28 protein-coding genes are annotated in these 25,474 nt (G+C 70.7%); 21 read left to right on the forward strand and 7 right to left on the reverse strand.

The features are described 5' to 3' along the window. From leuD to ACOBQB_RS37100, 3 genes are all read left to right on the forward strand, one after another. A complete protein-coding gene (gene leuD, locus ACOBQB_RS37090; protein ID WP_423598318.1) occupies nucleotides 1–594 on the forward strand; it encodes a 3-isopropylmalate dehydratase small subunit in 594 nt (197 codons plus the stop codon). A gap of 248 nt (nucleotides 595–842) precedes the next feature. Then, nucleotides 843–1,079 (forward strand): hypothetical protein, encoded by a 237-nt coding sequence (locus ACOBQB_RS37095; protein WP_423598320.1) that lies wholly within the window; start codon nucleotides 843–845, stop codon nucleotides 1,077–1,079. Nucleotides 1,080–1,241: 162 nt separating this feature from the next. After that, on the forward strand, nucleotides 1,242–1,934 hold the full coding sequence (locus tag ACOBQB_RS37100) for an HU family DNA-binding protein (protein ID WP_423598322.1): 693 nt from the start codon (nucleotides 1,242–1,244) through the stop codon (nucleotides 1,932–1,934). 96 nt (nucleotides 1,935–2,030) lie between these two features. Here ACOBQB_RS37100 and ACOBQB_RS37105 read toward each other — a convergent pair whose 3' ends face one another. After that, nucleotides 2,031–2,234: a hypothetical protein gene (locus ACOBQB_RS37105; protein WP_423598324.1), complete on the reverse strand. Its 204-nt coding sequence runs from the start codon at nucleotides 2,232–2,234 to the stop codon at nucleotides 2,031–2,033. Between the two features lie 66 nt (nucleotides 2,235–2,300). Then, nucleotides 2,301–2,936, reverse strand: a complete 636-nt coding sequence (gene cofC / locus ACOBQB_RS37110) for a 2-phospho-L-lactate guanylyltransferase (RefSeq protein ID WP_423598326.1) — start codon at nucleotides 2,934–2,936, stop codon at nucleotides 2,301–2,303. Nucleotides 2,937–3,078: 142 nt separating this feature from the next. Between cofC and ACOBQB_RS37115 the strand changes: the two genes are divergently transcribed. Genes ACOBQB_RS37115 through ACOBQB_RS37125 form a run of 3 tightly spaced genes read left to right on the forward strand, consistent with a single transcriptional unit; the run spans nucleotide 3,079 to nucleotide 6,111 of the window. After that, nucleotides 3,079–3,861 carry a lysophospholipid acyltransferase family protein gene (locus ACOBQB_RS37115; protein WP_423598328.1) on the forward strand — a complete coding sequence of 261 codons (783 nt, stop codon included), beginning with the start codon at nucleotides 3,079–3,081 and terminating at the stop codon, nucleotides 3,859–3,861. A gap of 17 nt (nucleotides 3,862–3,878) precedes the next feature. After that, the gene (locus ACOBQB_RS37120) at nucleotides 3,879–4,895 is read left to right on the forward strand and encodes an NAD(P)H-dependent glycerol-3-phosphate dehydrogenase (protein WP_423598998.1); all 1,017 of its coding nucleotides are present in this window, start codon (nucleotides 3,879–3,881) and stop codon (nucleotides 4,893–4,895) included. Nucleotides 4,896–4,929: 34 nt separating this feature from the next. Further along, complete coding sequence (locus ACOBQB_RS37125; protein ID WP_423598330.1) at nucleotides 4,930–6,111, forward strand: D-alanine--D-alanine ligase family protein; 1,182 nt, start codon at nucleotides 4,930–4,932, stop codon at nucleotides 6,109–6,111. Between the two features lie 19 nt (nucleotides 6,112–6,130). Here ACOBQB_RS37125 and ACOBQB_RS37130 read toward each other — a convergent pair whose 3' ends face one another. Both ACOBQB_RS37130 and ACOBQB_RS37135 read right to left on the reverse strand, forming a co-directional pair. Then, on the reverse strand, nucleotides 6,131–6,628 hold the full coding sequence (locus tag ACOBQB_RS37130; RefSeq protein WP_423598332.1) for a DUF3515 domain-containing protein: 498 nt from the start codon (nucleotides 6,626–6,628) through the stop codon (nucleotides 6,131–6,133). A 20-nt stretch (nucleotides 6,629–6,648) separates the two neighbouring features. Further along, nucleotides 6,649–6,882, reverse strand: a complete 234-nt coding sequence (locus ACOBQB_RS37135) for an Lrp/AsnC family transcriptional regulator (protein ID WP_127912072.1) — start codon at nucleotides 6,880–6,882, stop codon at nucleotides 6,649–6,651. A 209-nt stretch (nucleotides 6,883–7,091) separates the two neighbouring features. On the opposite strand from ACOBQB_RS37135, the gene ACOBQB_RS37140 reads away from it, so the two are divergent. Together ACOBQB_RS37140 and thiD are read left to right on the forward strand one after the other, a co-directional pair. Beyond that, nucleotides 7,092–8,060, forward strand: coding sequence for a thiamine-phosphate kinase (locus ACOBQB_RS37140; RefSeq protein WP_423598334.1), 969 nt, complete (start codon nucleotides 7,092–7,094; stop codon nucleotides 8,058–8,060). After that, nucleotides 8,057–8,851, forward strand: a complete 795-nt coding sequence (gene thiD, locus ACOBQB_RS37145) for a bifunctional hydroxymethylpyrimidine kinase/phosphomethylpyrimidine kinase (protein ID WP_423598336.1) — start codon at nucleotides 8,057–8,059, stop codon at nucleotides 8,849–8,851. Before ACOBQB_RS37140 ends, thiD begins: the two co-directional genes overlap by 4 nt. Nucleotides 8,852–8,998: 147 nt before the next feature. Here thiD and rpmB read toward each other — a convergent pair whose 3' ends face one another. Continuing rightward, nucleotides 8,999–9,184 carry a 50S ribosomal protein L28 gene (gene rpmB / locus ACOBQB_RS37150; RefSeq protein ID WP_016642993.1) on the reverse strand — a complete coding sequence of 62 codons (186 nt, stop codon included), beginning with the start codon at nucleotides 9,182–9,184 and terminating at the stop codon, nucleotides 8,999–9,001. A 239-nt stretch (nucleotides 9,185–9,423) separates the two neighbouring features. On the opposite strand from rpmB, the gene ACOBQB_RS37155 reads away from it, so the two are divergent. The 9 genes from ACOBQB_RS37155 (at nucleotide 9,424) to mutM (ending at nucleotide 18,532) form a co-directional block, all read left to right on the forward strand. Next, nucleotides 9,424–11,112: a DAK2 domain-containing protein gene (locus ACOBQB_RS37155; protein ID WP_423598338.1), complete on the forward strand. Its 1,689-nt coding sequence runs from the start codon at nucleotides 9,424–9,426 to the stop codon at nucleotides 11,110–11,112. A gap of 59 nt (nucleotides 11,113–11,171) precedes the next feature. After that, nucleotides 11,172–13,376 (forward strand): ATP-dependent DNA helicase RecG, encoded by a 2,205-nt coding sequence (recG, locus tag ACOBQB_RS37160; RefSeq protein WP_423598340.1) that lies wholly within the window; start codon nucleotides 11,172–11,174, stop codon nucleotides 13,374–13,376. 64 nt (nucleotides 13,377–13,440) lie between these two features. Next, nucleotides 13,441–14,034, forward strand: coding sequence for a 16S rRNA (guanine(966)-N(2))-methyltransferase RsmD (gene rsmD, locus ACOBQB_RS37165; RefSeq protein ID WP_423598342.1), 594 nt, complete (start codon nucleotides 13,441–13,443; stop codon nucleotides 14,032–14,034). A gap of 26 nt (nucleotides 14,035–14,060) precedes the next feature. Then, nucleotides 14,061–14,540, forward strand: coding sequence for a pantetheine-phosphate adenylyltransferase (gene coaD, locus ACOBQB_RS37170; RefSeq protein ID WP_423599000.1), 480 nt, complete (start codon nucleotides 14,061–14,063; stop codon nucleotides 14,538–14,540). A 111-nt stretch (nucleotides 14,541–14,651) separates the two neighbouring features. Beyond that, nucleotides 14,652–15,719: a cell division initiation protein gene (locus ACOBQB_RS37175; RefSeq protein ID WP_423598344.1), complete on the forward strand. Its 1,068-nt coding sequence runs from the start codon at nucleotides 14,652–14,654 to the stop codon at nucleotides 15,717–15,719. A gap of 110 nt (nucleotides 15,720–15,829) precedes the next feature. Continuing rightward, the gene (locus tag ACOBQB_RS37180) at nucleotides 15,830–16,543 is read left to right on the forward strand and encodes a YceD family protein (RefSeq protein WP_423598346.1); all 714 of its coding nucleotides are present in this window, start codon (nucleotides 15,830–15,832) and stop codon (nucleotides 16,541–16,543) included. Nucleotides 16,544–16,545: 2 nt separating this feature from the next. Then, nucleotides 16,546–16,719 carry a 50S ribosomal protein L32 gene (rpmF, locus tag ACOBQB_RS37185; RefSeq protein ID WP_026165248.1) on the forward strand — a complete coding sequence of 58 codons (174 nt, stop codon included), beginning with the start codon at nucleotides 16,546–16,548 and terminating at the stop codon, nucleotides 16,717–16,719. Between the two features lie 7 nt (nucleotides 16,720–16,726). Further along, the gene (gene rnc / locus ACOBQB_RS37190; RefSeq protein ID WP_392143152.1) at nucleotides 16,727–17,548 is read left to right on the forward strand and encodes a ribonuclease III; all 822 of its coding nucleotides are present in this window, start codon (nucleotides 16,727–16,729) and stop codon (nucleotides 17,546–17,548) included. A gap of 123 nt (nucleotides 17,549–17,671) precedes the next feature. Further along, nucleotides 17,672–18,532: a bifunctional DNA-formamidopyrimidine glycosylase/DNA-(apurinic or apyrimidinic site) lyase gene (gene mutM / locus ACOBQB_RS37195; protein ID WP_423598349.1), complete on the forward strand. Its 861-nt coding sequence runs from the start codon at nucleotides 17,672–17,674 to the stop codon at nucleotides 18,530–18,532. Here mutM and ACOBQB_RS37200 read toward each other — a convergent pair. Continuing rightward, nucleotides 18,505–18,885: a winged helix-turn-helix transcriptional regulator gene (locus tag ACOBQB_RS37200; RefSeq protein ID WP_423598351.1), complete on the reverse strand. Its 381-nt coding sequence runs from the start codon at nucleotides 18,883–18,885 to the stop codon at nucleotides 18,505–18,507. The two genes, mutM and ACOBQB_RS37200, sit on opposite strands and share 28 nt — an antisense overlap. Nucleotides 18,886–18,997: 112 nt before the next feature. Between ACOBQB_RS37200 and ACOBQB_RS37205 the strand changes: the two genes are divergently transcribed. Beyond that, nucleotides 18,998–19,588: a flavodoxin family protein gene (locus ACOBQB_RS37205; RefSeq protein ID WP_423598353.1), complete on the forward strand. Its 591-nt coding sequence runs from the start codon at nucleotides 18,998–19,000 to the stop codon at nucleotides 19,586–19,588. Between the two features lie 11 nt (nucleotides 19,589–19,599). On the opposite strand, the gene ACOBQB_RS37210 is transcribed toward ACOBQB_RS37205, so the two are convergent. Then, on the reverse strand, nucleotides 19,600–20,523 hold the full coding sequence (locus tag ACOBQB_RS37210; RefSeq protein ID WP_423598355.1) for a CAP domain-containing protein: 924 nt from the start codon (nucleotides 20,521–20,523) through the stop codon (nucleotides 19,600–19,602). Between the two features lie 144 nt (nucleotides 20,524–20,667). Here ACOBQB_RS37210 and ACOBQB_RS37215 point away from each other — a divergent pair, with 144 nt between their 5' ends. From ACOBQB_RS37215 to smc, 3 genes are all read left to right on the forward strand, one after another. Further along, a complete protein-coding gene (locus tag ACOBQB_RS37215; protein ID WP_423598357.1) occupies nucleotides 20,668–20,949 on the forward strand; it encodes an acylphosphatase in 282 nt (93 codons plus the stop codon). 405 nt (nucleotides 20,950–21,354) lie between these two features. Continuing rightward, nucleotides 21,355–21,558 (forward strand): hypothetical protein, encoded by a 204-nt coding sequence (locus ACOBQB_RS37220; RefSeq protein ID WP_223777016.1) that lies wholly within the window; start codon nucleotides 21,355–21,357, stop codon nucleotides 21,556–21,558. 231 nt (nucleotides 21,559–21,789) lie between these two features. Beyond that, nucleotides 21,790–25,341, forward strand: coding sequence for a chromosome segregation protein SMC (gene smc, locus ACOBQB_RS37225; protein WP_423598359.1), 3,552 nt, complete (start codon nucleotides 21,790–21,792; stop codon nucleotides 25,339–25,341). Nucleotides 25,342–25,474: the final 133 nt, after the last annotated feature.

A 25,474-nucleotide genomic window follows, 5' to 3' on the forward strand; every position in this document is an offset into this window, starting at 1 on the left:
ATGGAAGCATTCACCACGCACACCGGCCGGGCCGTTCCGCTGCGCCGCAGCAACGTCGACACCGACCAGATCATCCCCGCCCACTGGCTGAAGAAGGTCACCCGGGACGGCTTCGAGGACGGGCTCTTCGAGGCCTGGCGCAAGGAAGAGCAGTTCGTGCTCAACAGGCCCGAGCGGCGCGGCGCCACCGTCCTGGTCGCCGGACCCGACTTCGGCACCGGCTCCTCCCGTGAGCACGCCGTGTGGGCGCTGCAGAACTACGGCTTCAAGGCGGTCATCTCCTCCCGCTTCGCCGACATCTTCCGCGGCAACTCGCTGAAGAACGGCCTGCTCACCGTCGTACTCGACCAGAAGGTCGTGGACGCGCTGTGGGAGCTGACGGAGAAGGACCCGCAGGCCGAGGTCACCGTCGACCTGCAGGACCGCCAGGTCCGCGCGCAGGGCATCACCGCCGACTTCGAACTCGACGAGAACGCCCGCTGGCGGCTGCTGAACGGCCTGGACGACATCAGCATCACGCTGCGGAACGAGCCCGACATCGCCGCGTACGAGTCCAAGCGCCCCTCCTACAAGCCGCGGACCGTGCAGGTCTGACGTCACGCAACACCCCGCAACGCCCTGATGTACCCCCAATCGTGGACGGTTGGGGGTACATCTGTGTGTGGCTCCCGAGGGGCGCCCGATGGCCTGAACGGGTGGACTCAACTCCCTTGAACCGGACGGAAGAAGAGGCCGGAAATCCCCTTGTACTCGGCCGGACCGGGTACCCTCATGAGGGCGGCGAACGGCGGTAGTTACCCCCTGCGGAGGCGACAACTCGCCCCAGATGGCACAATCGGTGCATGGGACGCGACGACCAACTCGAGCTCTACCGGCTCGTCGCGGACCAACTGAAGGAAGCGCACTCACGAGTGCGCGCACTGCAAGTCCCGGAGGGCGTACGGATGGCGCTGACCCGGAAGCTGCTGGTCATTACGGCCGCGGCCAAACACGATCTCGCCGATGCGGCAAGGCGTCTGGAGCGATTGATGGTCTCCCTCGACGAAGCTGACGAGGGCCGATTCCCCGAAGACAGCTGAGTGGCAAGCCTCAACGGGCCTTCGAGGAACTCCGAGATGGTCCACTCCGTTGCGGCACAAGGGTGATTAGCCCGTTTCGTGTTTGATTTGCGGTATATATCTGCCTAACGTGCGAAAAAGCCGGAGTATTTCGCTCCCGGCAATGTCTCCGAAGGGGAAGACGTGAACAAGGCGCAGCTCGTAGAAGCGATTGCCGACAAGGTGGGGGGCCGCCAGCAGGCCGCCGACGCCGTCGACGCGGTCCTGGACGCCATCGTCCGTGCCGTGGTCGGCGGGGACCGTGTTTCGGTCACCGGCTTCGGCTCGTTCGAGAAGGTCGACCGCCCGGCCCGTTACGCCCGCAACCCCCAGACCGGGGAGCGCGTGCGCGTCAAGAAGACCTCGGTTCCCCGCTTCCGTGCGGGCCAGGGCTTCAAGGACCTGGTCAGCGGCTCGAAGAAGCTCCCGAAGAACGATGTCGCGGTCAAGAAGGCGCCCAAGGGCAGCCTGACCGGCGGCGCTTCCGCGACGGTCAAGAAGGCGGCGGCCAAGAAGGCCACCACTGCCAAGAAGGCCACGGCGAAGAAGACCGCGCCCGCCAAGAAGGCCACGCCGGCGAAGAAGACCACGGCGACGGCGAAGAAGGCGACGGCGAAGAAGACCACCGCCAAGAAGGCGACGGCGACGCCGACGACCAAGAAGGCGGCGGCCAAGAAGGCCACCACCGCCAAGAAGGCCACCCCCGCCGCCAAGAAGACCACGGCGAAGAAGACCGCGCCCGCCGCCAAGAAGGCCACCGCGAAGAAGACCGCGCCCGCCAAGAAGGCCACGACGCGCAAGACGACCGCCAAGAAGGCCACCGCCCGCAAGAAGTAAGGGCACAGGGCACTCACGCGCCGGGCCGGGCTCCCTCAGGGGAGCCCGGCCCGCGTCGTGTGCCCGCAATCCTGGGGCAGGCGGCCCCCGGATGCCTCAGAACGTCTGGAGCGTCACCAAGGTGATGCGGCGCGCCTCGCCCTCACCGTCGACCTCGATCCGCACCCGCTGCCCCGGCCGCAGCAGCCGCAGCCCGCCCGCGTCGAACGCGCGCGCCTCGAAGGGCACCGGAGTGCCGTCGTCCAGCAGCACGCTGCCGCTGCGGGTCTCGGAGTCGTACGTGTACGCGGTGGCCTGCATGGCAGCAGCGTACTGAATGGCAGCCGCATACTCAGTCGGCTCAGTCGGCTCAGTCAGTTCAGTCGTTCAGTCGGCGATGAGCAGCCGGGCGGCGGCCCGCGCCGTGCGCGCGCCGACGCCCAGCGCGAGGGCGGCCCGCAGGTCCTGACCGGTGTCCACGTCCTGACGCACGGAATCGACGCCGCCAAGTGCGAGTTCCACCGCACCGGACGCCGTGTGACGGGCGCGGGAATCCGTGCCGAATGCGGGGCCCAATTCCGTACCGGCCGCGGCGGCCAGCAATGTCGTCCCTATTCCGGCGGCGTCCGCGAGAAATGCCCGGGGAAAAGAGGCGGCGCCGTCGAGGACCCGGGCCAATTCCAGCGGGCGCAGCGCCGGCAGATCCGCATTCAGGGCGGCGACATACGCGGTGGGCCGCTCCGCGCGGACGGCCGCCGTGCCGTGGCGCAGGGCAGCGTTCAGCCCCGCTCCCGGCTCGTCCGGCACGATGCGCGCGCCCAGCGCCGCCAGCTCGCGACGCGCCAGGGCGTCGTCCGTGACAACTGCCACATCCCGCACCGCCGGGCACGCGACCGCGGCGGCCACGGTGTCCTGCGCGAACGCCAGGGCCAGGCCCGGCCGCAGGCCGTCACCGGCGGCCGCGGTGAGCCTGCTCTTGGCACGCTCCAGCTGCTTCAGGGGTACGACCAGGCTCCACTGCACGGGCGCTCCATCCTTCTCGTCGCGCCCATTGTGACCTGCTGGGGGGCCTTGATACCCGGGCGGGCGTACGGTGTTCTCGACAGACCGGCAGCCTGGGGCGACACTTGTGCGGCCGACCAGGCTCATGGAGGAAGGTGTCCGCGTGTCCCGCCGCAGAATCGGCTTCTGGTACCGCCTGGCGGCGGTCATCGCAAAACCGCCGCTGGTGGTTCTGTTCAAGCGGGACTGGCGTGGAATGGAACATATTCCGGCCGACGGAGGATTCATCACGGCGGTGAATCACAACTCGCATATCGACCCGTTGTCGTACGCACACTTCCAGTACAACACCGGCCGAGTACCGCGATTCCTGGCAAAGGACGGCCTCTTCAAGGACGGCTTCGTCGGCAAGGTCATGAAGGGCACGGGCCAGATCCCGGTCTACCGCGAGACCACGAACGCGCTCGACGCCTTCCGTGCCGCGGTCGCCGCCATCGAGCGCGGCGAGTGCGTCGCGTTCTACCCCGAGGGCACGCTCACCCGGGACCCCGACATGTGGCCGATGACCGCCAAGTCCGGCGCCGCGCGGGTCGCTCTGGAGACCAGGTGCCCGGTCATCCCCGTCGCCCAGTGGGGCGCCAACCTCGCCCTGCCGCCGTACAGCAAGAAGCCCCACCTCTTCCCCCGCAAGACCCTTCAGGTGAAGGCCGGATCCCCCGTCGACCTGTCGCGTTTCTACGACAAGGAGCCGACGCCCGAGGTGCTCCGTGAGGCGACCGAGGCCATCATGGCCGCGATCACCGAACTCCTGGAGGAGATCCGGGGCGAGAAGGCCCCCGACCGGCCGTACGACCCGCGCAGGGTACGGCTGGAGCAACGACGCAAGGCAGCGGGCCGCCAGGCGCGGCGCGGCACCACCCACAGCACCCCGGAGGACAGCAAGTGACGAACCCCGCGAACCCCGTGAACCCGGCGAGGCCCGTGCGGGCCGCCGTCTTCGGAACGGGCTCCTGGGGTACGGCCTTCGGCATGGTGCTCGCCGACGCGGGGTGCGACGTCACCCTGTGGGGCCGTCGCGCCGAACTCGCCGAAGCGGTCAACTCCACGCGGACCAACCCGGACTACCTCCCCGGTGTCGAACTCCCCGAGAACCTCCGGGCGACCACGGACCCGGCCGAAGCCGCCGCCGACGCCGACTTCACGGTCCTCGCCGTGCCCTCGCAGACGCTGCGCGGCAACCTCGCCGCGTGGGCGCCGCTGTTGGCCCCCGAGACCGTCCTCGTCTCCCTCATGAAGGGCGTCGAACTGGGCTCCGCCATGCGCATGAGCGAGGTCATCGAGGACGTCACGAAGGTCCCCTCCGACCGCGTCGCTGTCGTCACCGGGCCCAACCTCGCCCGTGAGATCGCCGCACGGCAGCCCGCCGCCGCCGTGGTCGCCTGCGAGGACGAAGCGGTGGCCCAGCGCCTCCAGAAGGCCTGCCACACGCCGTACTTCCGCCCGTACACCAACACCGACGTCGTCGGCTGCGAACTGGGCGGCGCCGTCAAGAATGTCATCGGTCTCGCCGTCGGCATCGCGGACGGCATGGGCCTCGGCGACAACGCCAAGGGCTCGCTCATCACGCGCGGCCTCGCGGAGACCACCCGCCTCGGGCTCGCCATGGGCGCCGACCCGCTGACGTTCTCCGGCCTCGCGGGCCTCGGTGACCTGGTGGCGACCTGCTCCTCGCCGCTCTCGCGCAACCACACGTTCGGCACGAACCTCGGCAAGGGCATGACCCTGGAGGAGACGATCTCGGTCACCAAGCAGACCGCCGAGGGCGTCAAGTCCTGTGAGTCCGTGCTGGATCTGGCCCGCAGGCACGGGGTCGACATGCCCATCACGGAGACCGTCGTCGGCATCGTCCACGACGGCACGCCCCCGGTGGTGGCCCTCAAGGAGCTCATGTCGCGCAGCGCCAAGCCCGAGCGTCGCTGACTGTTTTTCGGTCAGCAGGTACGCTCAACGCGATATGAGCAGCGAGAACCTCCCCCTGAGCCCTGAAGCGAGCCCCGAGTCGAGCTCCGGGCAGCAGCTCCGCAAGCCGCGCGTGGCCGTCGTGTTCGGCGGCCGCAGCTCCGAGCACGGCATCTCCGTCGTGACGGCCGGCGCGATCCTGAGCGCCATCGACCGCACCAAGTACGACGTCCTGCCCATCGGCATCACCACCGACGGCCGTTGGGCGCTGACGGCGGACGAGCCGGAGCGGATGGCCATCACCGACCGCAGGATGCCGAACGTCGCCGAGATCGCGGACTCCGTGGACGGTGGCGTGCTCCTGCCGCTCGACCCGGGCAGCCGCGAGGTCGTCTACAGCGAGCCCGGCTCCGTGCCCAAGGTGCTCGGCGACGTCGACGTCGTCTTCCCGATGCTGCACGGCCCCTACGGAGAGGACGGCACCATCCAGGGGCTGCTCGAACTCTCCGGAGTGCCCTACGTCGGCTCCGGAGTCCTGTCCTCGGCCGTCGGCCAGGACAAGGACTACATGAAGCGCATCTTCACGTCCTTCGGGCTGAACGTCGGCCCCTACCTGGTGATCCGCCCGCGCGAGTGGCGCCAGGACGAGGCGGGCGCCCGGCAGCGCATCGCGGACTTCGCGGGCGAGCACGGCTGGCCGCTGTTCATCAAGCCCGCGCGCGCGGGCTCCTCGATCGGCATCACGAAGGTCGACTCCTTCGAAGGCCTCGACGAGGCGATCGCCGAGGCTCAGCGCCACGACCCCAAGATCCTCGTCGAGGCGCTCCTGCGCGGCCGCGAGATCGAGTGCGGCGTCCTGGAGTTCGAGGACGGCCCACGCGCCAGCGTCCCGGCCGAGATCCCGCCGGTGCAGACGCACGACTACTACGACTTCGAGGCGAAGTACATCGACTCGACGCCCGGCATCGTGCCCGCGCCGCTGACGCCCGAGCAGACCGCGGAGATCCAGCGGCTCGCGGTCGAGGCGTTCGAGGCGGCGTCCTGCGAGGGCCTGGTGCGCGCCGACTTCTTCCTCACCGAGGACGGCCGGTTCGTGATCAACGAGATCAACACGATGCCCGGCTTCACGCCCATCTCGATGTACCCGCAGATGTGGGAGAAGAGCGGCGTCGGCTACGCGGAGCTGGTGGACCGCCTCATCCAGGCGGCGCTGAACCGTTCCACCGACCTGCGCTAGCGGCCGGGCCCCGAGGGTGTCAGGCGATGCCCTTGGGGATCGTCTTCTTGATGGGGGCGGCGAAGTCCGTGAGCGGGCCGAGGCCGTCCCCCGCCCGCTCCTCGGGCAGCGTCACCTCGACGTAGGCGAGCCGCGCCCCCGTGGTGAAGGTGTACGACCCGTCGTCGCGCTTCTGGAGCAGCCAGGCGACGCCGTTCACCCGCACGCCGTTCTTCCCCGCGTACTCGGGATCGATCATCTCGGGGGGCCGCTCCACGCCGCAGCGCAGTATGATCGCCGGGTCTCCCCACCCGGCGGTCAACTCGGACTTCGGCCCGGGGTCGCTGCGCTCCAGCCCGTCGACCTTCCGCGGGAGCTGTGCGTGCAGGTCCCGGCAGAGCCCCGCGGCCTTCGCCTCCGGAGACGGAACCACCACCGACGCCTGATCGTCCGTAGCTGAGCAGGCCGCTGTCGTGATCGACAGGGCGAGAGCGGACGTTCCTATGAGACAGCGGCGCCGGAGACGAGGGATGTTCACCGGGCCAGCGTAGACGGGGGCTACAAGTGCACGACCGGGCAGGTCAGGGTTCGGGTGATGCCGTCCACTTGCTGGACCCTGGCGACCACCATGCGGCCCAGCTCGTCCACCGTGTCCGCCTGCGCGCGCACGATGACATCGTAGGGACCGGTCACGTCCTCGGCCTGGAGCACGCCGGGGATCTTGCCGATCAGCTCGGCGACGGTCGACGCCTTGCCGACCTCTGTTTGGATCAGGATGTACGCCTGTACCACGGAACCTCCAGGGCGGCGACGAGGATCATGTGGGGAGAAGAGACGCCACGGTACCGCGTCGCCACTCGCCGCGGGGAGACCCGCGAGGGCTGTGGCGCGCACATCGTGACGCACGGACAGCGGAAGTCGACGCTCCCGTCGACCGTACCGACGACGAAGACGGCTCGCGACCGCAAGCCGAGCAGCGTGAAAGGGCATGGTGAGACTCGGTGAAGGGAACCGTGGGCGAGTTGGGGGAGTTCGGGCTCATCAGAGAGCTCACCTCCCGGCTCACCTCCACTCCGGCCGTACGGCTCGGCCCTGGCGACGACGCCGCGGTCGTGTCCGCCCCGGACCGCAGGGTCGTGGCGAGCACCGACATCCTCCTTGAGGGGCGGCACTTCCGCCGCGACTGGTCCACCGCCTACGACGTGGGGCGCAAGGCCGCCGCGCAGAACCTCGCCGACATCGCGGCCATGGGCGCCGTGCCGACCGCGCTCCTGCTCGGCCTGGTGGTGCCCGCCGAACTGCCCGCAAGCTGGCCCACGGAGCTGATGGACGGCATCCGCGACGAGTGCCAGGTCGCGGGCGCGGCCGTGGTGGGCGGCGACGTCGTCCGCGGCGACACCATCACCGTCGCCATCACCGCCCTCGGCGACCTGCGCAACCACGAGCCGGTCACGCGCGCGGGCGCCAAGACCGGCGACGTCGTCGCCGTCACCGGCTGGCTCGGCTGGTCCGCCGCCGGGCACGCCGTGCTCTCCCGCGGCTTCCGCTCGCCGCGCGCCTTCGTCGAGGCCCACCGCAGGCCCGAGCCGCCCTACCACGCGGGCCCCGCCGCCGCCGGGCTCGGCGCGACCTCCATGACGGACGTGAGCGACGGCCTCATCGCGGACCTCGGCCACATCGCCGAGTCCAGCAAGGTACGCATCGACATCCGCTCCGGAGACGTCGACGTGCCCACGCAGATGAACGACATCGGCCAGGCCGTCGGCGTCGACCCGCTCCAGTGGGTGCTCAACGGCGGCGAGGACCACGCGATCGTGGCGACGTTCCCGCCGGACGTGAAGCTGCCGGCCCGCTGGAAGGTCATCGGCGAGGTACTGAACCCCTCGGCGCTGCCCCAGGTGACCGTGGACGGCGCGCCCTGGACCAGCAAGGGCTGGGACCACTTCGGGGACAACGGAGACGCCGAGTGAGCGCGCCGCCCCGGGTGCTCACCGTCGCCGGTTCCGACTCCGGGGGCGGCGCCGGCATCCAGGCCGACCTGAAGACGATGCTCGCCCTCGGCACGCACGGCATGAGCGTCGTCACGGCCGTCACGGCGCAGAACTCCCTGGGCGTACAGGGCTTCTGGGAGCTTCCGGCGGACGCCGTGCGGGCCCAGTACCGCAGTGTCGTCGACGACATCGGCGTACAGGCCGTGAAGACCGGCATGCTCGCCTCGGCCGAACTCGTCGAGACCGTCGCGGAGTTGCTCGCGGGTACGGACGCGCCCGCTGTCGTCGACCCGGTCGGCGTCTCCAAGCACGGCGACTCGCTGCTCGCCGCGTCCGCCCTGGACTCGGTCCGCACGAAGCTGCTGCCGGCCGCCACGGTCGCCACACCCAACCTCGACGAGGTCGCCCAGCTCACCGGCGTCGAGGTCACCTCGGAGGACGGCATGCGGCGCGCGGCCGCCGCCGTCCTCGCGTACGGACCGCGGTGGGTGCTCATCAAGGGCGGCCACCTCGAAGGCGACGCGGTGGACCTGCTCACCGACGGCTCCGAGGAGCATGTGCTGCGCGCCCCGCGCCACGACAACCGCCACACGCACGGCACCGGCTGCACCCTGGCCAGCGCGATCGCGGCGGAGCTGGCCAAGGGGCAGGACGTCCCGACGGCCGTGGCGGCGGCCAAGGAGTACGTGACGGGGGCGATCGCCGCGGGGTTCGCGCTCGGCGGCGGGATCGGGCCGGTGGATCACGGCTGGCGGGTCAAGGAGGCGTAGGGTACGAGGGCGGCTTCGCGTGGCCCCCGTACGGCCTGCGCCGGGCGCACGAAAAAGTTGGACGTACGAAAAAGCAGGGCACACGAAAAAGCCGGCCCCCTTACGGGGACCGGCAGTTTCAGCAACCAGCTAGGTGCCGCGCTGACGTCAGCGCGAGACCTTGCCGGCCTTGATGCACGAGGTGCAGGCGTTGAGGCGCTTCGGCGTCCCGCTCACCACGGCACGCACACGCTGGATGTTCGGGTTCCAGCGACGGGGCGTACGGCGGTGCGAGTGCGAGATGTTGTTGCCGAAGCCCGGCCCCTTGCCGCAGACGTCGCAGTTGGCAGCCACGGGTCACTCCAAAGACTTCAGATGCACTTACGGTTAATCCCGGCATGCCGAGATCAGTGCAATGATCGAAGTGGCGTTGCCAGGAGGAATGTCCCGATGAGTATCGGGCAACCGGAGCAGCATACAACGACTGCTTCGGTGCAACGAAACTACCACGGCTCGCCCGGCCCCCGCCCCGGGCCCCGTGTTCACCCCGGGTCTACGCTGCGTCCATTCCGGATGGTCAAGGAGGCGAACAGGTGCCGCAGAACCTCGACGCGGTCGCGGTGCGCGCCTGGTGCCGACTGGCTCTGGACGCCCTCGGCAGGGCCCGCGAGGAGATCGACTCCATCAACGTCTATCCGGTCGCGGACGGGGACACCGGCACGAACCTCTATCTGACGGTGGAGTCGGCCTCCCAGGCGGTCGACGCGGCCTTCACCGGCCACGACCCGGCCCTCCCGTCGCTGGCGGAGACCGTCCGCGCGATGGCCCACGGGGCACTCATCGGGGCGCGCGGGAACTCCGGCACGATCCTGTCGCAGCTGCTGAGAGGCATGGCCCAGATCCTCGGCGGCCCCGACAGCCCCGACGGCCTTGGCAGCGGTGAGGCCGTGGAGGCATGTGACGCGGATCACGCTGCTGTCGGCGCCGACGGGCGCATTCTGGAGCTCGCCCTGCGCCGGGCCGCCGAGTCGGCGTACGAGGCCGTCGCGCACCCCGTCGAAGGCACCGTCCTGACGGTGGCGACCGCGGCGGCCGAGGCGGCGGGCGCGGCGGGAAGCGCCGACTGCGGGGCGGTGGCCAGAGCCGCGTACGACGGCGCCTGCGCGGCGCTGGACAGGACACCGGGGCAGCTGGCCGTCCTGGGGCGCGCGGGCGTCGTGGACGCGGGTGGACGCGGTCTCGTCGCGGTGCTCGGTGCTCTCGTGCGGGCCCTGTCCGGCGAGACGCTGTCGCTCAAGGCCGCCGACAGCGTCCACGCGCGCGTGGAGGCCGTCGAGTGCGAGGAGCCGGCGGCCGACGGGGGCGGTCCCGCGTTCGAGGTGATCTACCTCCTGGAGGCCGACGACAGCGCGGTCGCACGGCTGCGCACCCGGCTCGACCGGCTCGGCGACTCGCTCGTCGTGGTCGGCGGCGACGGACTCTGGAACGTCCACGTCCATGTCGACGACGCGGGCGCGGCCGTCGAGGCGGGCGTGGAGGCGGGCCGCCCGCACCGCATCCGCATCACCCACTTCGGAGCGGGCGACGCGCACACCACCGCGCAGGCCCCCAGGGAACGCACACAGCGGGCCATCGTCGCCGTCGTGCCCGGCGAGGGGCTCGCCGGGCTCTACGCCGAGGCCGGGGCCACCACCGTGCCCACGCGCGTGGGGGAGCCGCCGGCGAGCGGCGAGCTGGTCGACGCCATCCGGCGGGCGCACGCGCGCGAAGTGGTACTCCTGCCCAACGACGCCGAGCTGCGCCACACCGCGGCGGCCGCGGCGGAACAGGCGAGGACCGAAGGCGTGCGCGTCGCCCTGATCCCCACCCGCTCCGCGGTCCAGGGCATCGCGGCCCTCGCGGTGCACGCGCCGGACCGCCGCTTCGACGAGGACGTCGTCGCCATGACCTCGGCGGCCGGCGCGACCCGCTACGGCGAACTGGCCGTCGCCGAGCGGCAGTCCTGGACCATGGCGGGCATCTGCCAGGCCGGCGATGTCCTCGGCCTGATCGACGGCGACGTCGCGGTGATCGGCTCGGAGGTCGCCCCCACCGCCACCTCGGTCCTGGACCGCATGCTGTCGGCGGGCGGCGAGATGGTCACGCTCGTGCTCGGCGAAACCGTGCCCGACACGGTCGCCGAGCGGCTGGAGAAGCACGTGCGCGAGACGTATCTGGCCGTCGACACGGTCGTCTACCGCGGCGGCCGCCAGTCGGCGCTGATGCTGATCGGCGTCGAGTAGGCCCGGCTGACCAGCGGGTTCGAAGGACCTGCGACGGATTGTCAGTGGCGTGGTGTGCAATGGATCTCGTGCCTGCGCTCGATGAACCCCTGAAGAAAGTGGTCGGACCCGCCACCGCGAAGGTGATGGCCGAGCACCTCGACCTGCACACGGTCGGCGACCTCCTGCACCACTACCCGCGGCGGTACGCCGAGCGCGGCGAGCTCACCCGCCTCGTCGACCTCCCGCTGGACGAGCACGCCACGGTGGTCGCCCGCGTGGAGAGCGCACGCATCCTGAAGTTCAACGCCGGCCGCGGCCAGCGCCTCGAAGTCACCATCACCGACGGCAGCGGCCAGCTCCAGCTCGTCTTCTTCGGCCGCGGCATCCACAAGCCCCACAAGGACCTGCTCCCCGGCACCCGCGCCATGTTCGCGGGCAAGGTCTCGGTCTTCAACCGCAAGATGCAGCTGGCCCATCCCGCGTACGAACTGCTGCGGACCGACGGCGACCAGGGGCTCGGCGAGGCCGTCGGCAACTGGGCGGGTGCCCTCCTGCCGATCTACCCCGCCACCGCCAAGCTGGAGTCCTGGAAGATCGCCAAGTCGGTCGACATGGTCCTGCCCAGCGCCCAGGAGGCCGTGGACCCGCTGCCGCCCTCCCTGCGCGACGGCCGCGCCCTCATCCCGCTCCCCGAAGCGCTCCTGAAGATCCACCGCCCGCACTCCAAGGCGGACATCGCCGCCGCCCGCGACCGCCTGAAGTGGGACGAGGCCTTCGTCCTCCAGGTGGCCCTCGCCCGCCGACGGTACGCGGACGCGCAACTGCCCGCCGTGGCCCGCAGGCCCAAGACGGGCGGCCTCCTCGACGCCTTCGACGCCAAACTGCCCTTCACGCTCACCGAGGGCCAGGAGAAGGTCTCCAAGGAGATCTTCGACGACCTCGCGACGGAACACCCGATGCACCGCCTTCTGCAAGGGGAGGTCGGATCTGGGAAGACGATGGTCGCCCTGCGCGCCATGCTCGCCGTCGTCGACGCGGGCGGGCAGGCCGCGATGCTCGCGCCCACCGAAGTCCTCGCCCAGCAGCACCACCGCTCCATCGTCGAGATGATGGGCGAGCTGGCCGAGGGCGGCATGCTCGGCGGCGCCGACCAGGCCACCAAGGTCACGCTGCTCACCGGATCCATGGGCGCCGCAGCCCGCCGCCGGGCCCTGCTCGACCTGGTCACCGGCGAGGCCGGCATCGTCATCGGCACGCACGCGCTGATCGAGGACAAGGTGCAGTTCCACGACCTCGGCCTGGTCGTCGTGGACGAGCAGCACCGCTTCGGCGTGGAGCAGCGCGACGCCCTGCGCGGCAAGGGCAAGCAGCCCCCGCATTTGCTGGTCATGACGGCCACGCCCATTCCCCGCACAGTCGCGATGACGGTCTTCGGCGACCTGGAGACCTCCGTCCTGGACCAGCTCCCGGCGGGGCGCTCGCCGATCGCCAGCCATGTGGTGCCCGCCCAGGACAAGCCGCACTTCCTCGCCCGCGCGTGGGAGCGCGTGCGCGAAGAGGTGGAGAAGGGGCATCAGGCGTACGTGGTCTGCCCGCGCATCGGTGACGAGGAGGAGGACCCCAAAAAGGCCAAGAAGAAGGCGGAGGAAGAGGCCACCGCTGAGAAGCGGCCCCCGCTCGCCGTGATCGAGGTCGCCGAGCAGCTCGCGCGCGGCCCCCTGAGCGGCCTGAAGGTGGAAGTCCTGCACGGGCGCATGCAGCCCGACGACAAGGACGCCGTGATGCGCCGCTTCGCCGCGGGCGAGACACAGGTCCTGGTCGCGACGACGGTCATCGAGGTCGGGGTCAACGTCCCGAACGCCACCGCCATGGTGATCATGGACGCGGACCGCTTCGGCGTCTCCCAGCTGCACCAGCTCCGCGGCCGCGTCGGCCGCGGCTCCGCCCCTGGCCTCTGCCTCCTGGTCACCGACATGCCCGAGGCCAGCCCCGCCCGCGCCCGCCTCGGCGCCGTCGCCGCCACGCTCGACGGCTTCGAGCTCTCCCGCATCGACCTGGAGCAGCGCCGCGAGGGCGACGTGCTCGGCCAGGCCCAGTCCGGCGTCCGCTCCTCCTTGCGCATGCTCGCCGTCATCGAGGACGAGGAGGTCATCGCCGCCGCCCGCGAGGAAGCGGTCGCCGTTGTCGCCGACGACCCCGAGCTGGTGCGGTTGCCCGCGCTGCGCACCGCCCTGGACGCCCTGCTCGACGCCGAGCGCGAGCAGTACCTCGACAAGGGGTGAGGCCCGTGCACGCCATATCGTGGAGGCAGCCCGCTCGCCCCACTCACCAGCCAGAAGGAATCAGATGACCCGCGTGATCGCCGGCACGGCCGGCGGACGCCGCCTGGCCGTCCCGCCGGGCAACGGCACCCGCCCCACGTCCGACCGCGCGCGCGAGGGCCTCTTCTCCACCTGGCAGGCCCTCCAGGGCACGCTCGACGGGGCACGCGTGCTCGATCTGTACGCGGGCTCCGGCGCCGTCGGCCTGGAAGCTCTCTCCCGGGGCGCGGCGCACGCCCTGCTCGTCGAGGCCGACGCCCGCGCGGCCCGCACCATCAGGGAGAACGTGAAGGCGGTCGCGCTGCCCGGCGCCGAGGTGAGAGCGGGCAAAGCCGCCCAGATCGTCCAGCAGGGGGCGCCCACCACCCCGTACGACCTGGTCTTCCTCGACCCGCCGTACGCCGTCACCGATGACGATCTTCGGGAGATACTGCTCACACTCCGCTCGGAGGGCTGGCTCACGGAGGAAGCGCTCGTCACCGTTGAACGCAGTACAAGAGGCGGAGAATTCGGTTGGCCGGAGGGTTTTGAGCCCCTCAGGTCCCGTCGCTACGGCGAAGGGACGTTTTGGTACGGTCGCGCCGCCTCTACGTGCGACGACTCAGTGATCGCGCCATGACCGGACCGGAGAGCGAGGGACTCACGTTGCGCCGCGCCGTCTGTCCGGGGTCGTTCGACCCCATCACCAACGGACACCTCGACATCATCGCCCGCGCCTCCAAGCTGTACGACGTGGTGCACGTCGCGGTGATGATCAATCAGTCGAAGAAGGGCCTGTTCGAGATCGAGGAGCGGATAGAGCTGATCCGCCAGGTCACCGCCGAGTTCGGCAACGTCGAGGTCGAGTCCTTCCACGGCCTCCTCGTCGACTTCTGCAAGCAGCGCGACATCCCGGCCATCGTGAAGGGCCTGCGCGCGGTCAGCGACTTCGACTACGAACTCCAGATGGCCCAGATGAACAACGGCCTCTCGGGCGTCGAGACCCTCTTCGTGCCGACGAACCCCACCTACAGCTTCCTCTCCTCCTCGCTGGTCAAGGAGGTCGCCGCCTGGGGCGGCGACGTGGCGCACCTGCTGCCGCCGGTGGTCCACGAGGCCCTGGTCGAACGCCTGGGCAAGAAGTGACCCCTCGGCCGACCCGGTGACAGTTCGTCAGCCGGTGTCGGACAGGTGCCCGTCGGCCTTACAGTCGTCCCGTCCGTCTCCCAACCAGCTGTAGAGAGTGGCGAGCACACGGTGGACGTGCAGAAGAAGATCGACGAGATCGTCCAGGCGGTCGGCAGCGCCCGGTCCATGCCCATGTCGGCTTCGTGCGTGGTCAACCGCGCCGATCTGCTCTCGATGCTCGAAGAAGTGCGCCAGGCCCTGCCCGGCTCCCTCGCCCGGGCCCAGGAGCTCATCGGCGGCCGCGAGCAGCTGGTCGAGCAGGCCCGGCAGGAGGCGGAGCGGATCATCGAGAGCGCGCACGCCGAGCGCGGCTCCCTGATCTCCGACACGGAGGTCGCCCGCCGCTCGCAGGGCGAGGCCGACCGCATCCTCGCCGAGGCCCGCCAGGCCGCCGAGGAGGTCCGCGCCGAGGCCGACGACTACGTGGACAGCAAGCTCGCCAACTTCGAGGTCGTCCTCACCAAGACCCTCGGCTCGGTCGGCCGCGGCCGCGAGAAACTCCTCGGCACCGGCCCGGGTCTCGACGAGAACGGCTACGCGGACGAGGACGCCCCCGAGCGCAGCCACGACCCGGAGACCCTGCGCCGCAACGCCGACGCGTACGTCGACGCCAAGCTCGGCGCCTTCGAGGCGGTCCTCGCCAAGACCCTGGAGGCGGTCGGCCGCGGCCGCCAGACGCTGCACGGCCGGGCCCCCGCCGACGAGCTCGGCAGCCTCGGCGAGGGTGTCACCACCCAGGGGCACACCACCGACGCCGAGTACCTCGCGGACCTCGCCGCCCCGGCCCCGGCGGCGCAGCGGTCGCCCCAGGCCCCGCCGATCCCGGCCCAGCAGCCGTACGCCTCCCCGGAGCCGCAGCAGCCCGACCCGTACGGGTATCAGCAACAGGACCCGTACGCCTACCAGCAGCCGTACGGCCAGCAGGACCCCTATGCGTACCGGGCCCAGGATCAGCACCAGGACCAGCAGCACCAGTACGGATACGCGCAGCAGGGCTACGAACAGCAGGGCTATCAGCGAGAACAGCCCCACCAGCCCCCCTACGAGGCGCCTCCGGCCCTGGAGGAGACCAGCCTCTTCGACACGACCATGATCAGCGCCGAACAGCTGCGCCAGTACGAGCAGGGGCGTCAGTAGGAGCGTCAGCAGGGGCACCGGGCCGGATTGGGCCGAGAGCGAAAGGTCAAGTATCCTGGCTCTTCGGTCGCGCATACGTCCGCGACTCCGGCTGCCCGCCTTCGTGGCACATGTGCCGCATCGGTGCGGCGGCCCTTCCTTTGGACTTCCAGGATTCGAAAGCAGGAAAAGCTCTGAGCACGCGCCTCGATCACCGAAACCCCTTCGTGTTCGACACACACGAACTGGGTCGGCGTCCTGGTGCCATGCAGCGGCTGACCCGCGAGATCGAGGCGCCCGGTCCGCCGGCCGCCCTCGGGATCGAAGGGGTCATCGGAGTGCCGCAGGGCGCCCCCGTCCGGCTGGAGATCCGTCTGGAGTCGGTCATGGAAGGGGTGCTTGTCACAGGCACCGCCCGTGCATCGGCCGAGGGGGAGTGCGTAAGGTGTCTGGAGCCGCTTGAGCTGGAGCTCGAAGCGGACTTCCAGGAGATGTTCTCGTACCCTGACGCCGACGACCGGGGCCGCGCAGCGGAACCGGCCGACGACGCCGAGGACGATGAGGACAGGCTCTTTCTCGAGGACGGCTTGTTCGACCTCGAGCCTGTGCTGCGTGATGCGGTGGTGCTCGCACTGCCGATGCAGCCGGTGTGCCAGGACGACTGTCCGGGCCTGTGCTCCCAGTGCGGAGTGCGGCTCGCGGACGACCCGGACCACCACCATGACGCCGTCGACATCCGTTGGGCGGCACTGCAGGGACTCGCTGGCACCATCCAGGACGGCGAGAAGGACGAGATGAGCGGCGCCGAAGCGGAAGCGGGCGTCGACGAGAAGCAGGAGAAGTAGCCGTGGCTGTTCCGAAGCGGAAGATGTCGCGCAGCAACACGCGCCACCGCCGGTCGCAGTGGAAGGCTGCGGTCCCCACCCTGGTTTCGTGTGAGCGTTGCCAGGAGCCCAAGCAGCAGCACATCGCGTGCCCGAGCTGCGGCACCTACAACAAGCGCCAGGTCCTCGAGGTCTGAGCGGCTGGTGAGAGGCACCGTGTCTAGCCCCAAGAAGGCGGAAGACGCCAAGAAACTGGCGGAGACAACGGCCTCGTCCCACACGCTTCTGGAAGGGCGGCTCGGGTACAAGCTCGAGTCCGCCCTTCTGGTGCGTGCGCTGACCCACCGTTCGTACGCGTACGAGAACGGCGGCCTGCCGACGAACGAGCGTCTGGAGTTCCTCGGGGACTCCGTGCTCGGCCTCGTCGTCACGGACACGCTGTACCGCACCCACCCCGACCTGCCCGAAGGCCAGCTGGCCAAGTTGCGGGCCGCGGTGGTCAATTCGCGTGCGCTGGCGGAGGTCAGCCGCGGCCTCGAACTCGGCTCCTTCATCCGGCTCGGCCGGGGCGAAGAGGGCACGGGAGGCCGGGACAAGGCATCCATCCTCGCCGACACCCTGGAAGCGGTGATCGGCGCGGTCTATCTGGACCAGGGTCTGGACGCGGCGGGCGAGCTGGTGCACCGGCTCTTCGACCCGCTGATCGAAAAGTCCTCGAACCTGGGCGCGGGCCTGGACTGGAAGACCAGTCTCCAGGAGCTCACCGCGACGGAGGGCCTCGGCGTACCCGAGTACCTCGTCACGGAGAGCGGCCCCGACCACGAGAAGACCTTTACTGCTGCCGCCCGCGTCGGAGGCGTCTCGTACGGCACCGGCACCGGCCGCAGCAAGAAGGAAGCGGAGCAGCAGGCCGCCGAGTCCGCGTGGCGCGCGATCCGCGCGGCCGCGGACGAGCGGCTGAAGGCGGCCGAGGCCGCTGTCGCTGCCGCGCAGTCCGAGGGGATCGCCGACGCCCCCTCGGCCTGACGGCCGCCTGTCCTTTGGTGCCGGTCACCCCTTCCGGGGGTGACCGGCACCGCCATTTCCACCCCCGCGCGGTATTTGTCCCCGCGCTCCAGCCACCCGCCGCCCTGTCTCCCCGGAGGAGAAATGCCCGAGCTGCCCGAAGTCGAAGTCGTCCGGCGCGGTCTTGAGCGGTGGGTCAGCGGACGGGTCGTCGGGGACGTACAGGTGCTGCATCCGCGTGCCGTACGGCGGCACCTCGCGGGCGGTGAGGACTTCGGGGCCCGGCTGAAGGGGCACCGGATCGGGCTCGCGCAACGCCGCGGCAAGTACCTCTGGCTGCCGCTCGCCGACTCCGGGCAGTCGATCCTCGCCCACCTCGGCATGAGCGGTCAGCTCCTGGTGCAGCCGCACGACGCCCCGGACGAGAAACATCTGCGCATCCGCGTCCGCTTCGCCGACGTCCAGGGCACCGAGTTGCGCTTCGTGGACCAGCGGACCTTCGGCGGACTCTCGCTGCACGACAACGCCCCGGACGGGCTTCCGGACGTCATCGCGCACATCGCGCGCGACCCGCTCGACGACGCCTTCGACGACGAGGCCTTCCACCTGGCGCTGCGCCGGCGTCGTACGACGATCAAGCGGGCGCTGCTCGACCAGTCGCTGATCAGCGGCGTCGGCAACATCTACGCGGACGAGGCGCTGTGGCGGTCCCGGCTGCACTACGAGCGGCCCACCGCCACCTTCACACGCCCGCGCACGGCCGAACTCCTCGGCCATGTACGGGACGTGATGAACGCGGCCCTCGCCGTCGGAGGCACCAGCTTCGACAGCCTCTACGTCAACGTGAACGGCGAATCAGGGTATTTCGACCGGTCGTTGGACGCCTACGGCCGCGAGGGCGAGCCGTGCCGCCGCTGTGGCGCGGCGATCCGCCGCCGCCCCTGGATGAACCGGTCCAGCTATTTCTGCCCGAGCTGTCAGAGGGCGCCGCGCGTCGCGTCGTAACGCTCCTGCGCGCTGAGGACCTCGTCCTGCCGGCCCTCCACGAAGTGGATCAGGGTCAGCAGCCGCTCGGCGATCTCCCGTCCCAGCGGGGTGAGTTCGTACTCCACGCGCGGCGGGTTGGTCGGCTGCGCGTCACGCCGCACCAGGCCGTCGCGCTCCAGTGCGTGCAGGGTCTGGGAGAGCATCTTCTCGCTCACGCCGTCGACGCGGCGGCGCAGTTCGTTGAAGCGGAACGTGCCGTCATGGAGCGCGCCGAGGGTGAGCGCGCCCCAGCGTCCCGTGACGTGCTCCAGCGTGCTCCGCGAGGGGCACCGCCGTGAGAACACGTCGTACGCCATGTCCGTGGAATCCATGCAGACACCATACTCTTCGGCAGCGCTAGCCAAAGGGTTGCGCTTACCAAAAGTTAGTGCTTTCCTTTCTCTTGTGCCCCGAACGACCGCCACGCATGAGGAGTACCCCGACATGACCAGCCCCGTCGTCGCCATCGCCTACCACTCCGGCTACGGCCACACCGCCGTCGTCGCCGAGGCCGTCCGCTCCGGAGCCGCCGACGCCGGCGCCGACGCGCGCCTGATCAAGGTCGACGAGATCACCGAGGCCGAGTGGGAGCTGCTCGACGCCGCCGACGCGATCATTTTCGGCTCGCCCACCTACATGGGCACCGCGTCCGGCGCCTTCCACGTCTTCGCGGAGGCCACCTCCAAGCGCTGGTTCACCCGTGCCTGGCAGGACAAGCTGGCCGCCGGGTTCACCAACTCCGCGTCCAAGAGCGGCGACAAGCTGCACACCCTGCAGTTCTTCCAGACCCTCGCCGCGCAACAGGGCATGCACTGGGTCAACCTCGGCCTGGCGCCGGGCTGGAACTCCACCACCGGTTCCGAGAACGACCTCAACCGGCTCGGGTTCTTCGCGGGCGCCGCCGCGCAGACCAACGCCGACGAGGGCCCGGAGGGCGTGCACAAGGCGGACCTCGCCACCGCCGAGCACCTCGGCCGCCGCGTCGCCGAGACCGCGCGCGTCTTCACCGCCGGCCGCGCGGCAACCGCGGCCTGACCCGCCGAGCCTCAGAAGCCGAAGTCCTGCGTCCACCAAGGGCCGCCGGGCGCGAAGTGCGCGCCGACGCCCATGGTCTTGTAGTCACAGTTGAGAATGTTGGCGCGGTGGCCGGGGCTGCCCATCCAGGCCGCCATGACCGCACGGGCGTCGGCCTGGCCGCGGGCGATGTTCTCGCCGCCCAGGTCGGCTCTCCCGGCCTTCTCGGCGCGGTCCCACGGCGTCGCGCCGTCCGGGTCGGTGTGGGCGAAGAAGTCGCGCTCCGCCATGTCCGCGCTGAACCGGTCCGCCAGTGCGGCGAGCCCGCTGTCGTAGGTCACCGGACGGCAGCCGGCCTTCGTACGCTCCGCGTTGACCAGCGTGAGCACCGCGGCCTCCGCCGCGCTCTCGCCCGACGGCGTCGGCGCGCTCGCCGCGGGAGCCGTGGGCTTCTCCACGGGCGTACGCGAGGGACTCGGCGTCGACTTCCTCGGTGCGTCGGGCTTCGACGCCCGCGGCGACGGCTTCGCCGAAGCCTTCTCGGACGGCGTCCTCGACGGTGCCTCGGTGGCCTTGGGGGCGTCCGCCGTCTTCGACGGGGCGGGCTTCGGGGCCTCGGAACGGCCGGCGCCCCGGCTCGGGGACGGCTCGGCGCGGTCGGTCTCGCCCCCTGAGCCGCCCTGGGCGTCCACCTCGACGGAAGCGCTCGCGGAACGCACCTCGCCGGGCTCGCCGCCACCGTTCAGCCGGATGCCGTCACCGCCGGGCAGGACACCCGTGGCGACCGCGACGGCACCCAACGCGACCGCCGCGGAGACACCGAGCAGCCCCGTGCGCACCGGGGCGAAGGCCCGGCCCCCGCGGCGGTGCGACACCGCCGCGGACCGGGTCCCGGCCGGGTGGTTCTCAGGGGTGGCGGCGGCCCGCCCAGCGCCGGAGCGTCGGTGGCGTCCCATCTCCTGGCCTTTCGTTCTTTTCGATCAATTCTTTATGATCAACGTGACTCACCCATTCGAGTGAGGCTCAGCGAATCGCGACTGTACGCGATGACGTATGGGGACGAAGTGCTTCCAGAGCATTCGGCCGGTTAGCGTGCACCCATGAACGAAGACGTACGACTCACCGCCTGGGTGCGCGGACGCGTGCAGGCCGTGGGTTTCCGCTGGTTCACGCGCGCCAAGGCGCTGGAGATCGGCGGCCTGAGTGGTTTTGCTCTCAATCTGGAGGACGGCCGCGTGCAAGTCGTCGCCGAAGGCCCCCGAGCCGGCTGTCAGGCACTGCTCGACTGGCTCCGCGAGGGCGACACACCCGGCCGCGTCGACGGCGTCACCGAGATCTGGGACACACCGCGTGGCATATACGACAGCTTCGCCATCCGGTGACATGACCCGCGCTTACGTCACCGGACGGGTATCCGGGGCCCGTGTTCGGGTGCTCCGGGCAACTGCCCGGGGCAGGAAAGACCTGGTGGTTGCCAAGAACGGCTTGTCGTGGCAGGCTCCGCAAGTAAGGATGATCTCCACGCCCCCAGGGCCCCGAAGGAGTCGCCGCGCCGCCCGTTCCGAGGCCGCGCGCCCCCGGGTCGCCCGCTGATACAGGGCGTGATCGTGTTGACCGTCAAACTTTTTGGTGAGACTCTGGAAGCCCCGCGCACCTTAGCTGTTTGGCATGTGAGAACGGCCAGCACGACCAGCAGAACAACGAGTGCCAGACACCGCGGGTGCGATTCCCTCACGACCTACACCGCACCGCTTCGGTCGGTCACTCATTGTGGAGGACCATCCATCATGGCAAAGGCGCTTCTCGGTTACGTCGGCGGCAGCGACCCGCGACTCCTCGCCGAGATGCGACGGCTCCAGCAGCGCGTCCAGGACCTGGAATCCGAGCTCGTTCGGATCCAGGCGGAGAACGACGCGCTCGCGGCTGCCGCTTCTCACGAATCGCTCATGGAGAGCATCGACGTACCCCAGGCGGAGCCTGCGCTCACCTGACCACCATTTGATGACGTACGCACCAGGGCCTTCCTCCCGTGAAGGCACCTCGCACTAAGCACGTGGTCAGGCTGTCCTGTCAGCCGCTGTCTCCGAATCTGCAAGGGACGCCGCTTCGGCGTCCCTTCTTTCTTGGCCCGGCTCGACCCGGCGTACGCTGCATTCTTTACCGTCTGATGTGCCCTGCACCTTCATCGGTGAAACGGCCAGTGAAAGGTAGAGTCCGACGGCGTGCATCTCAAGGCCCTCACTCTGCGCGGATTCAAGTCCTTCGCGTCGGCCACGACGCTGAAGTTCGAACCGGGCATCACCTGCGTCGTCGGACCGAACGGCTCCGGCAAGTCCAATGTCGTGGACGCGCTCAGCTGGGTCATGGGAGAGCAGGGCGCCAAGTCGCTGCGCGGCGGCAAGATGGAGGACGTCATCTTCGCCGGCACCACCGGGCGGCCCCCGCTCGGCCGCGCCGAGGTCTCCCTCACCATCGACAACTCCGACGGCGCCCTCCCCATCGAGTACGCCGAGGTCACCATCACGCGGATCATGTTCCGCAACGGCGGCAGCGAGTACCAGCTCAACGGCGACACCTGCCGCCTCCTCGACATCCAGGAACTCCTCTCCGACTCCGGCATCGGCCGCGAGATGCACGTCATCGTCGGCCAGGGCCAGCTCGACGGCGTGCTGCACGCCGACCCGATGGGGCGCCGCGCCTTCATCGAGGAGGCCGCGGGCGTCCTCAAGCACCGCAAGCGCAAAGAGAAGGCGCTGCGCAAGCTCGACGCCATGCGGGCCAACCTCGCGCGCGTCCAGGACCTCACCGACGAGCTGCGCCGCCAGCTCAAACCGCTCGGCCGGCAGGCCGCCGTGGCCCGCCGCGCCGCCGTCATCCAGGCCGACCTGCGCGACGCCCGTCTGCGCCTGCTCGCCGACGACCTCGTCCGGCTGCGCGAGGCGCTGAACGCGGAGGTCGCCGACGAGGCCGCCCTCAAGGAACGCAAGGAGCGCGCCGGGGCCGAGCTGAAGGCCGCCCTCCACCGCGAGGCCCGGCTCGAAGACGAGGTGCGCCGCCTCACCCCGCGCCTCCAGCGCGCCCAGCAGAGCTGGTACGAGCTGTCGCAACTCGCCGAACGGGTACGCGGCACCGTCTCGCTGGCCGACGCCCGGGTCAAGAGCGCCACCGCCGCGCCGCCCGAGGAGCGGCGCGGGCGCGACCCCGAGGACATGGAGCGCGAGGCCGCGCGGGTGAGGGAGCAGGAGGCCGAGCTCGAAGCCGCCCTCGAAGCCGCCGAGCGCGCGCTGGAGGACACGGTGGTCCACCGCGCCGAGCTGGAGCGGCAGTTGGCGGTCGAGGAGCGGCGGCTGAAGGACGTGGCCCGGGCCATCGCCGACCGCCGCGAAGGACTCGCGCGCCTCGGCGGGCAGGTGAACGCGGCCCGTTCGCGTGCCGCCTCCGCCCAGGCCGAGATCGACCGGCTCGCCCTCGCCCGGGACGAGGCCGCCGAGCGCGCAGTCGCCGCACAGGAGGAGTACGAGCAGCTCAAGGCCGAGGTCGACGGGCTCGACGCGGACGACGCGGAGCTGGGCGAACGGCACGACGCGGCCAAGCGGGACCTCGCCGAGGCCGAGGCCGCGCTCACCGCGGCGCGTGAGGAGGCGACCGCCGCCGAGCGCAAGCGGGCCGCGGTCGCCGCCCGGCACGAGGCCCTCGCGCTCGGCCTGCGGCGCAAGGACGGCACCGGCGCGCTGCTCGCCGCCAAGGACCAGCTGGCGGGGCTCCTCGGGCAGGCCGCCGCACTGCTCACCGTCGCCCCCGGGTACGAGGTGCCGGTCGCCGCCGCGCTCGGTGCCGGGGCCGACGCGATCGCGGTCAGCGGTCCGGGCGCGGCCGCCGAGGCCATCCGGCTGCTGCGCAAGCAGGACGCGGGGCGCGCGGCGCTGCTGTTGGGCGGCGCCCCCGAGGACGTACGGCCAAAGCGGTCCGGTGGGCCGCCGTACGTCGCCGATCTCGTGCGGGGGCCCGAGGAGCTGATGCCCGCGGTGCGGCGGCTGCTGCGCGGGTTCGTGGCCGTCGGGACGCTGGAGGACGCCGAGGACTTCGTCTACGCCCACCCGGAGCTGACCGCCGTCACCGCGGAAGGCGACCTGCTCGGGGCGCACTTCGCGCAGGGCGGGTCCGCCGGGGCGCCGAGCCTGCTGGAGGTGCAGGCGTCCGTGGACGAGGCCGCGGCGGAGCTCTCCGAACTGGCCGTGCGGTGCGAGGAGTTGGCGGATCGGCAGGGCAGGGCGGGGGAGCGGCGCACGGAATGTGCCGTCCTCGTCGAGGAGTTGGGGGAGCGACGCCGGGCCGCCGACCGGGAGAAGTCCTCCGTGGCCCAGCAGTTGGGACGGCTCGCCGGGCAGGCGCGGGGCGCGTCCGGTGAGGCCGAGCGGTCCGCGGCCGCCGCGGCCAAGGCGCAGGAGGCGCTGGAGCGGGCGGTCGAGGAGGCCGAGGAGCTGGCGGAGCGGCTCGCCGTGGCCGAGGAGACACCGGCGGAGGAGGAGCCCGACACCTCCGTACGCGATCGCCTCGCCGCCGACGGGGCCAACGCCCGCCAGACCGAGATGGAGGCGCGGCTCCAGGCGCGTACGCACGAGGAGCGGGTGAAGGCCCTCGCGGGACGTGCCGACGCGCTCGACCGGGCCGCGCGCGCCGAACGCGAGGCACGCGCGCGTGCCGAGCGGCGCACGGCACGGCTGCGCCATGAGGCCGCCGTCGCCGAGGCCGTCGCCGCCGGTGGGCGGCAACTGCTCGCCCACGTCGAGGTCTCCCTCGTACGCGCCGATGAGGAGCGCACCGCGGCCGAGCGCGCCAAGGAGGTGCGGGAGCGGGAGCTGGTGGCGGAGCGGGCCCGGGGGCGCGCGCTGAAGGAAGAATTGGACAAGCTGACGGATTCAGTCCACCGCGGCGAGGTACTAGGTGCTGAGAAGCGGCTGCGCATCGAGCAGCTGGAGGCCAAGGCACTGGAGGAACTCGGTGTGGAACCGGCGGGGCTCGTGGCCGACTACGGCCCCGACCAACCCGTGCCGCCCTCGCCCCCCGCCGAGGGCGAGGAACTGCCGCAGGACCCGGAGCATCCGCGCAACAAGCCGGTGCCCTTCGTCCGCGGGGAGCAGGAGAAGCGGCTCACGTCAGCCGAACGGGCGTACCAGCAGCTCGGGAAAGTGAACCCGCTGGCCCTGGAGGAGTTCGCGGCGCTGGAGGAACGCCACAAGTTCCTCAGCGAGCAGCTCGAAGACCTGAAGAAGACCCGGGCGGACCTCCTCCAAGTGGTGAAGGAGGTCGACCGACGCGTCGAGCAGGTCTTCACCGAGGCCTACCGGGACACGGCCCGCGAGTTCGAAGGTGTCTTCTCGCGGCTGTTCCCCGGCGGCGAGGGACGGCTGGTCCTGACCGACCCCGACAACATGCTCGCCACGGGCGTGGACGTCGAGGCCCGGCCCCCCGGCAAGAAGGTCAAGCGGCTCTCGCTGCTCTCGGGCGGTGAGCGGTCGCTCACGGCCGTGGCGCTGCTCGTCTCGATCTTCAAGGCGCGGCCCAGCCCGTTCTACGTGATGGACGAGGTCGAGGCCGCCCTCGACGACACGAACCTCCAGCGGCTGATCCGCATCATGCAGGAGCTCCAGGAGGCCTCGCAGCTCATCGTGATCACGCACCAGAAGCGCACGATGGAGGTCGCGGACGCGCTGTACGGCGTGTCCATGCAGGGCGACGGTGTCTCGAAGGTGATCAGCCAGCGGCTCCGTTAGCCCATCACGCCGTTGATCTTGAGCGTTGATCTTGGTGGGCCATGTGGCTTCAAGACTTGAACATGAGGAGCCTCACGTTGCCTAAAAATTCACAGCAGAACAACTATTGACTTCGAAACTTGAAGGCATAGTC

The sequence above is a fragment of the Streptomyces sp. G5(2025) genome (assembly GCF_049542075.1).
Lineage (GTDB): Bacteria > Actinomycetota > Actinomycetes > Streptomycetales > Streptomycetaceae > Streptomyces.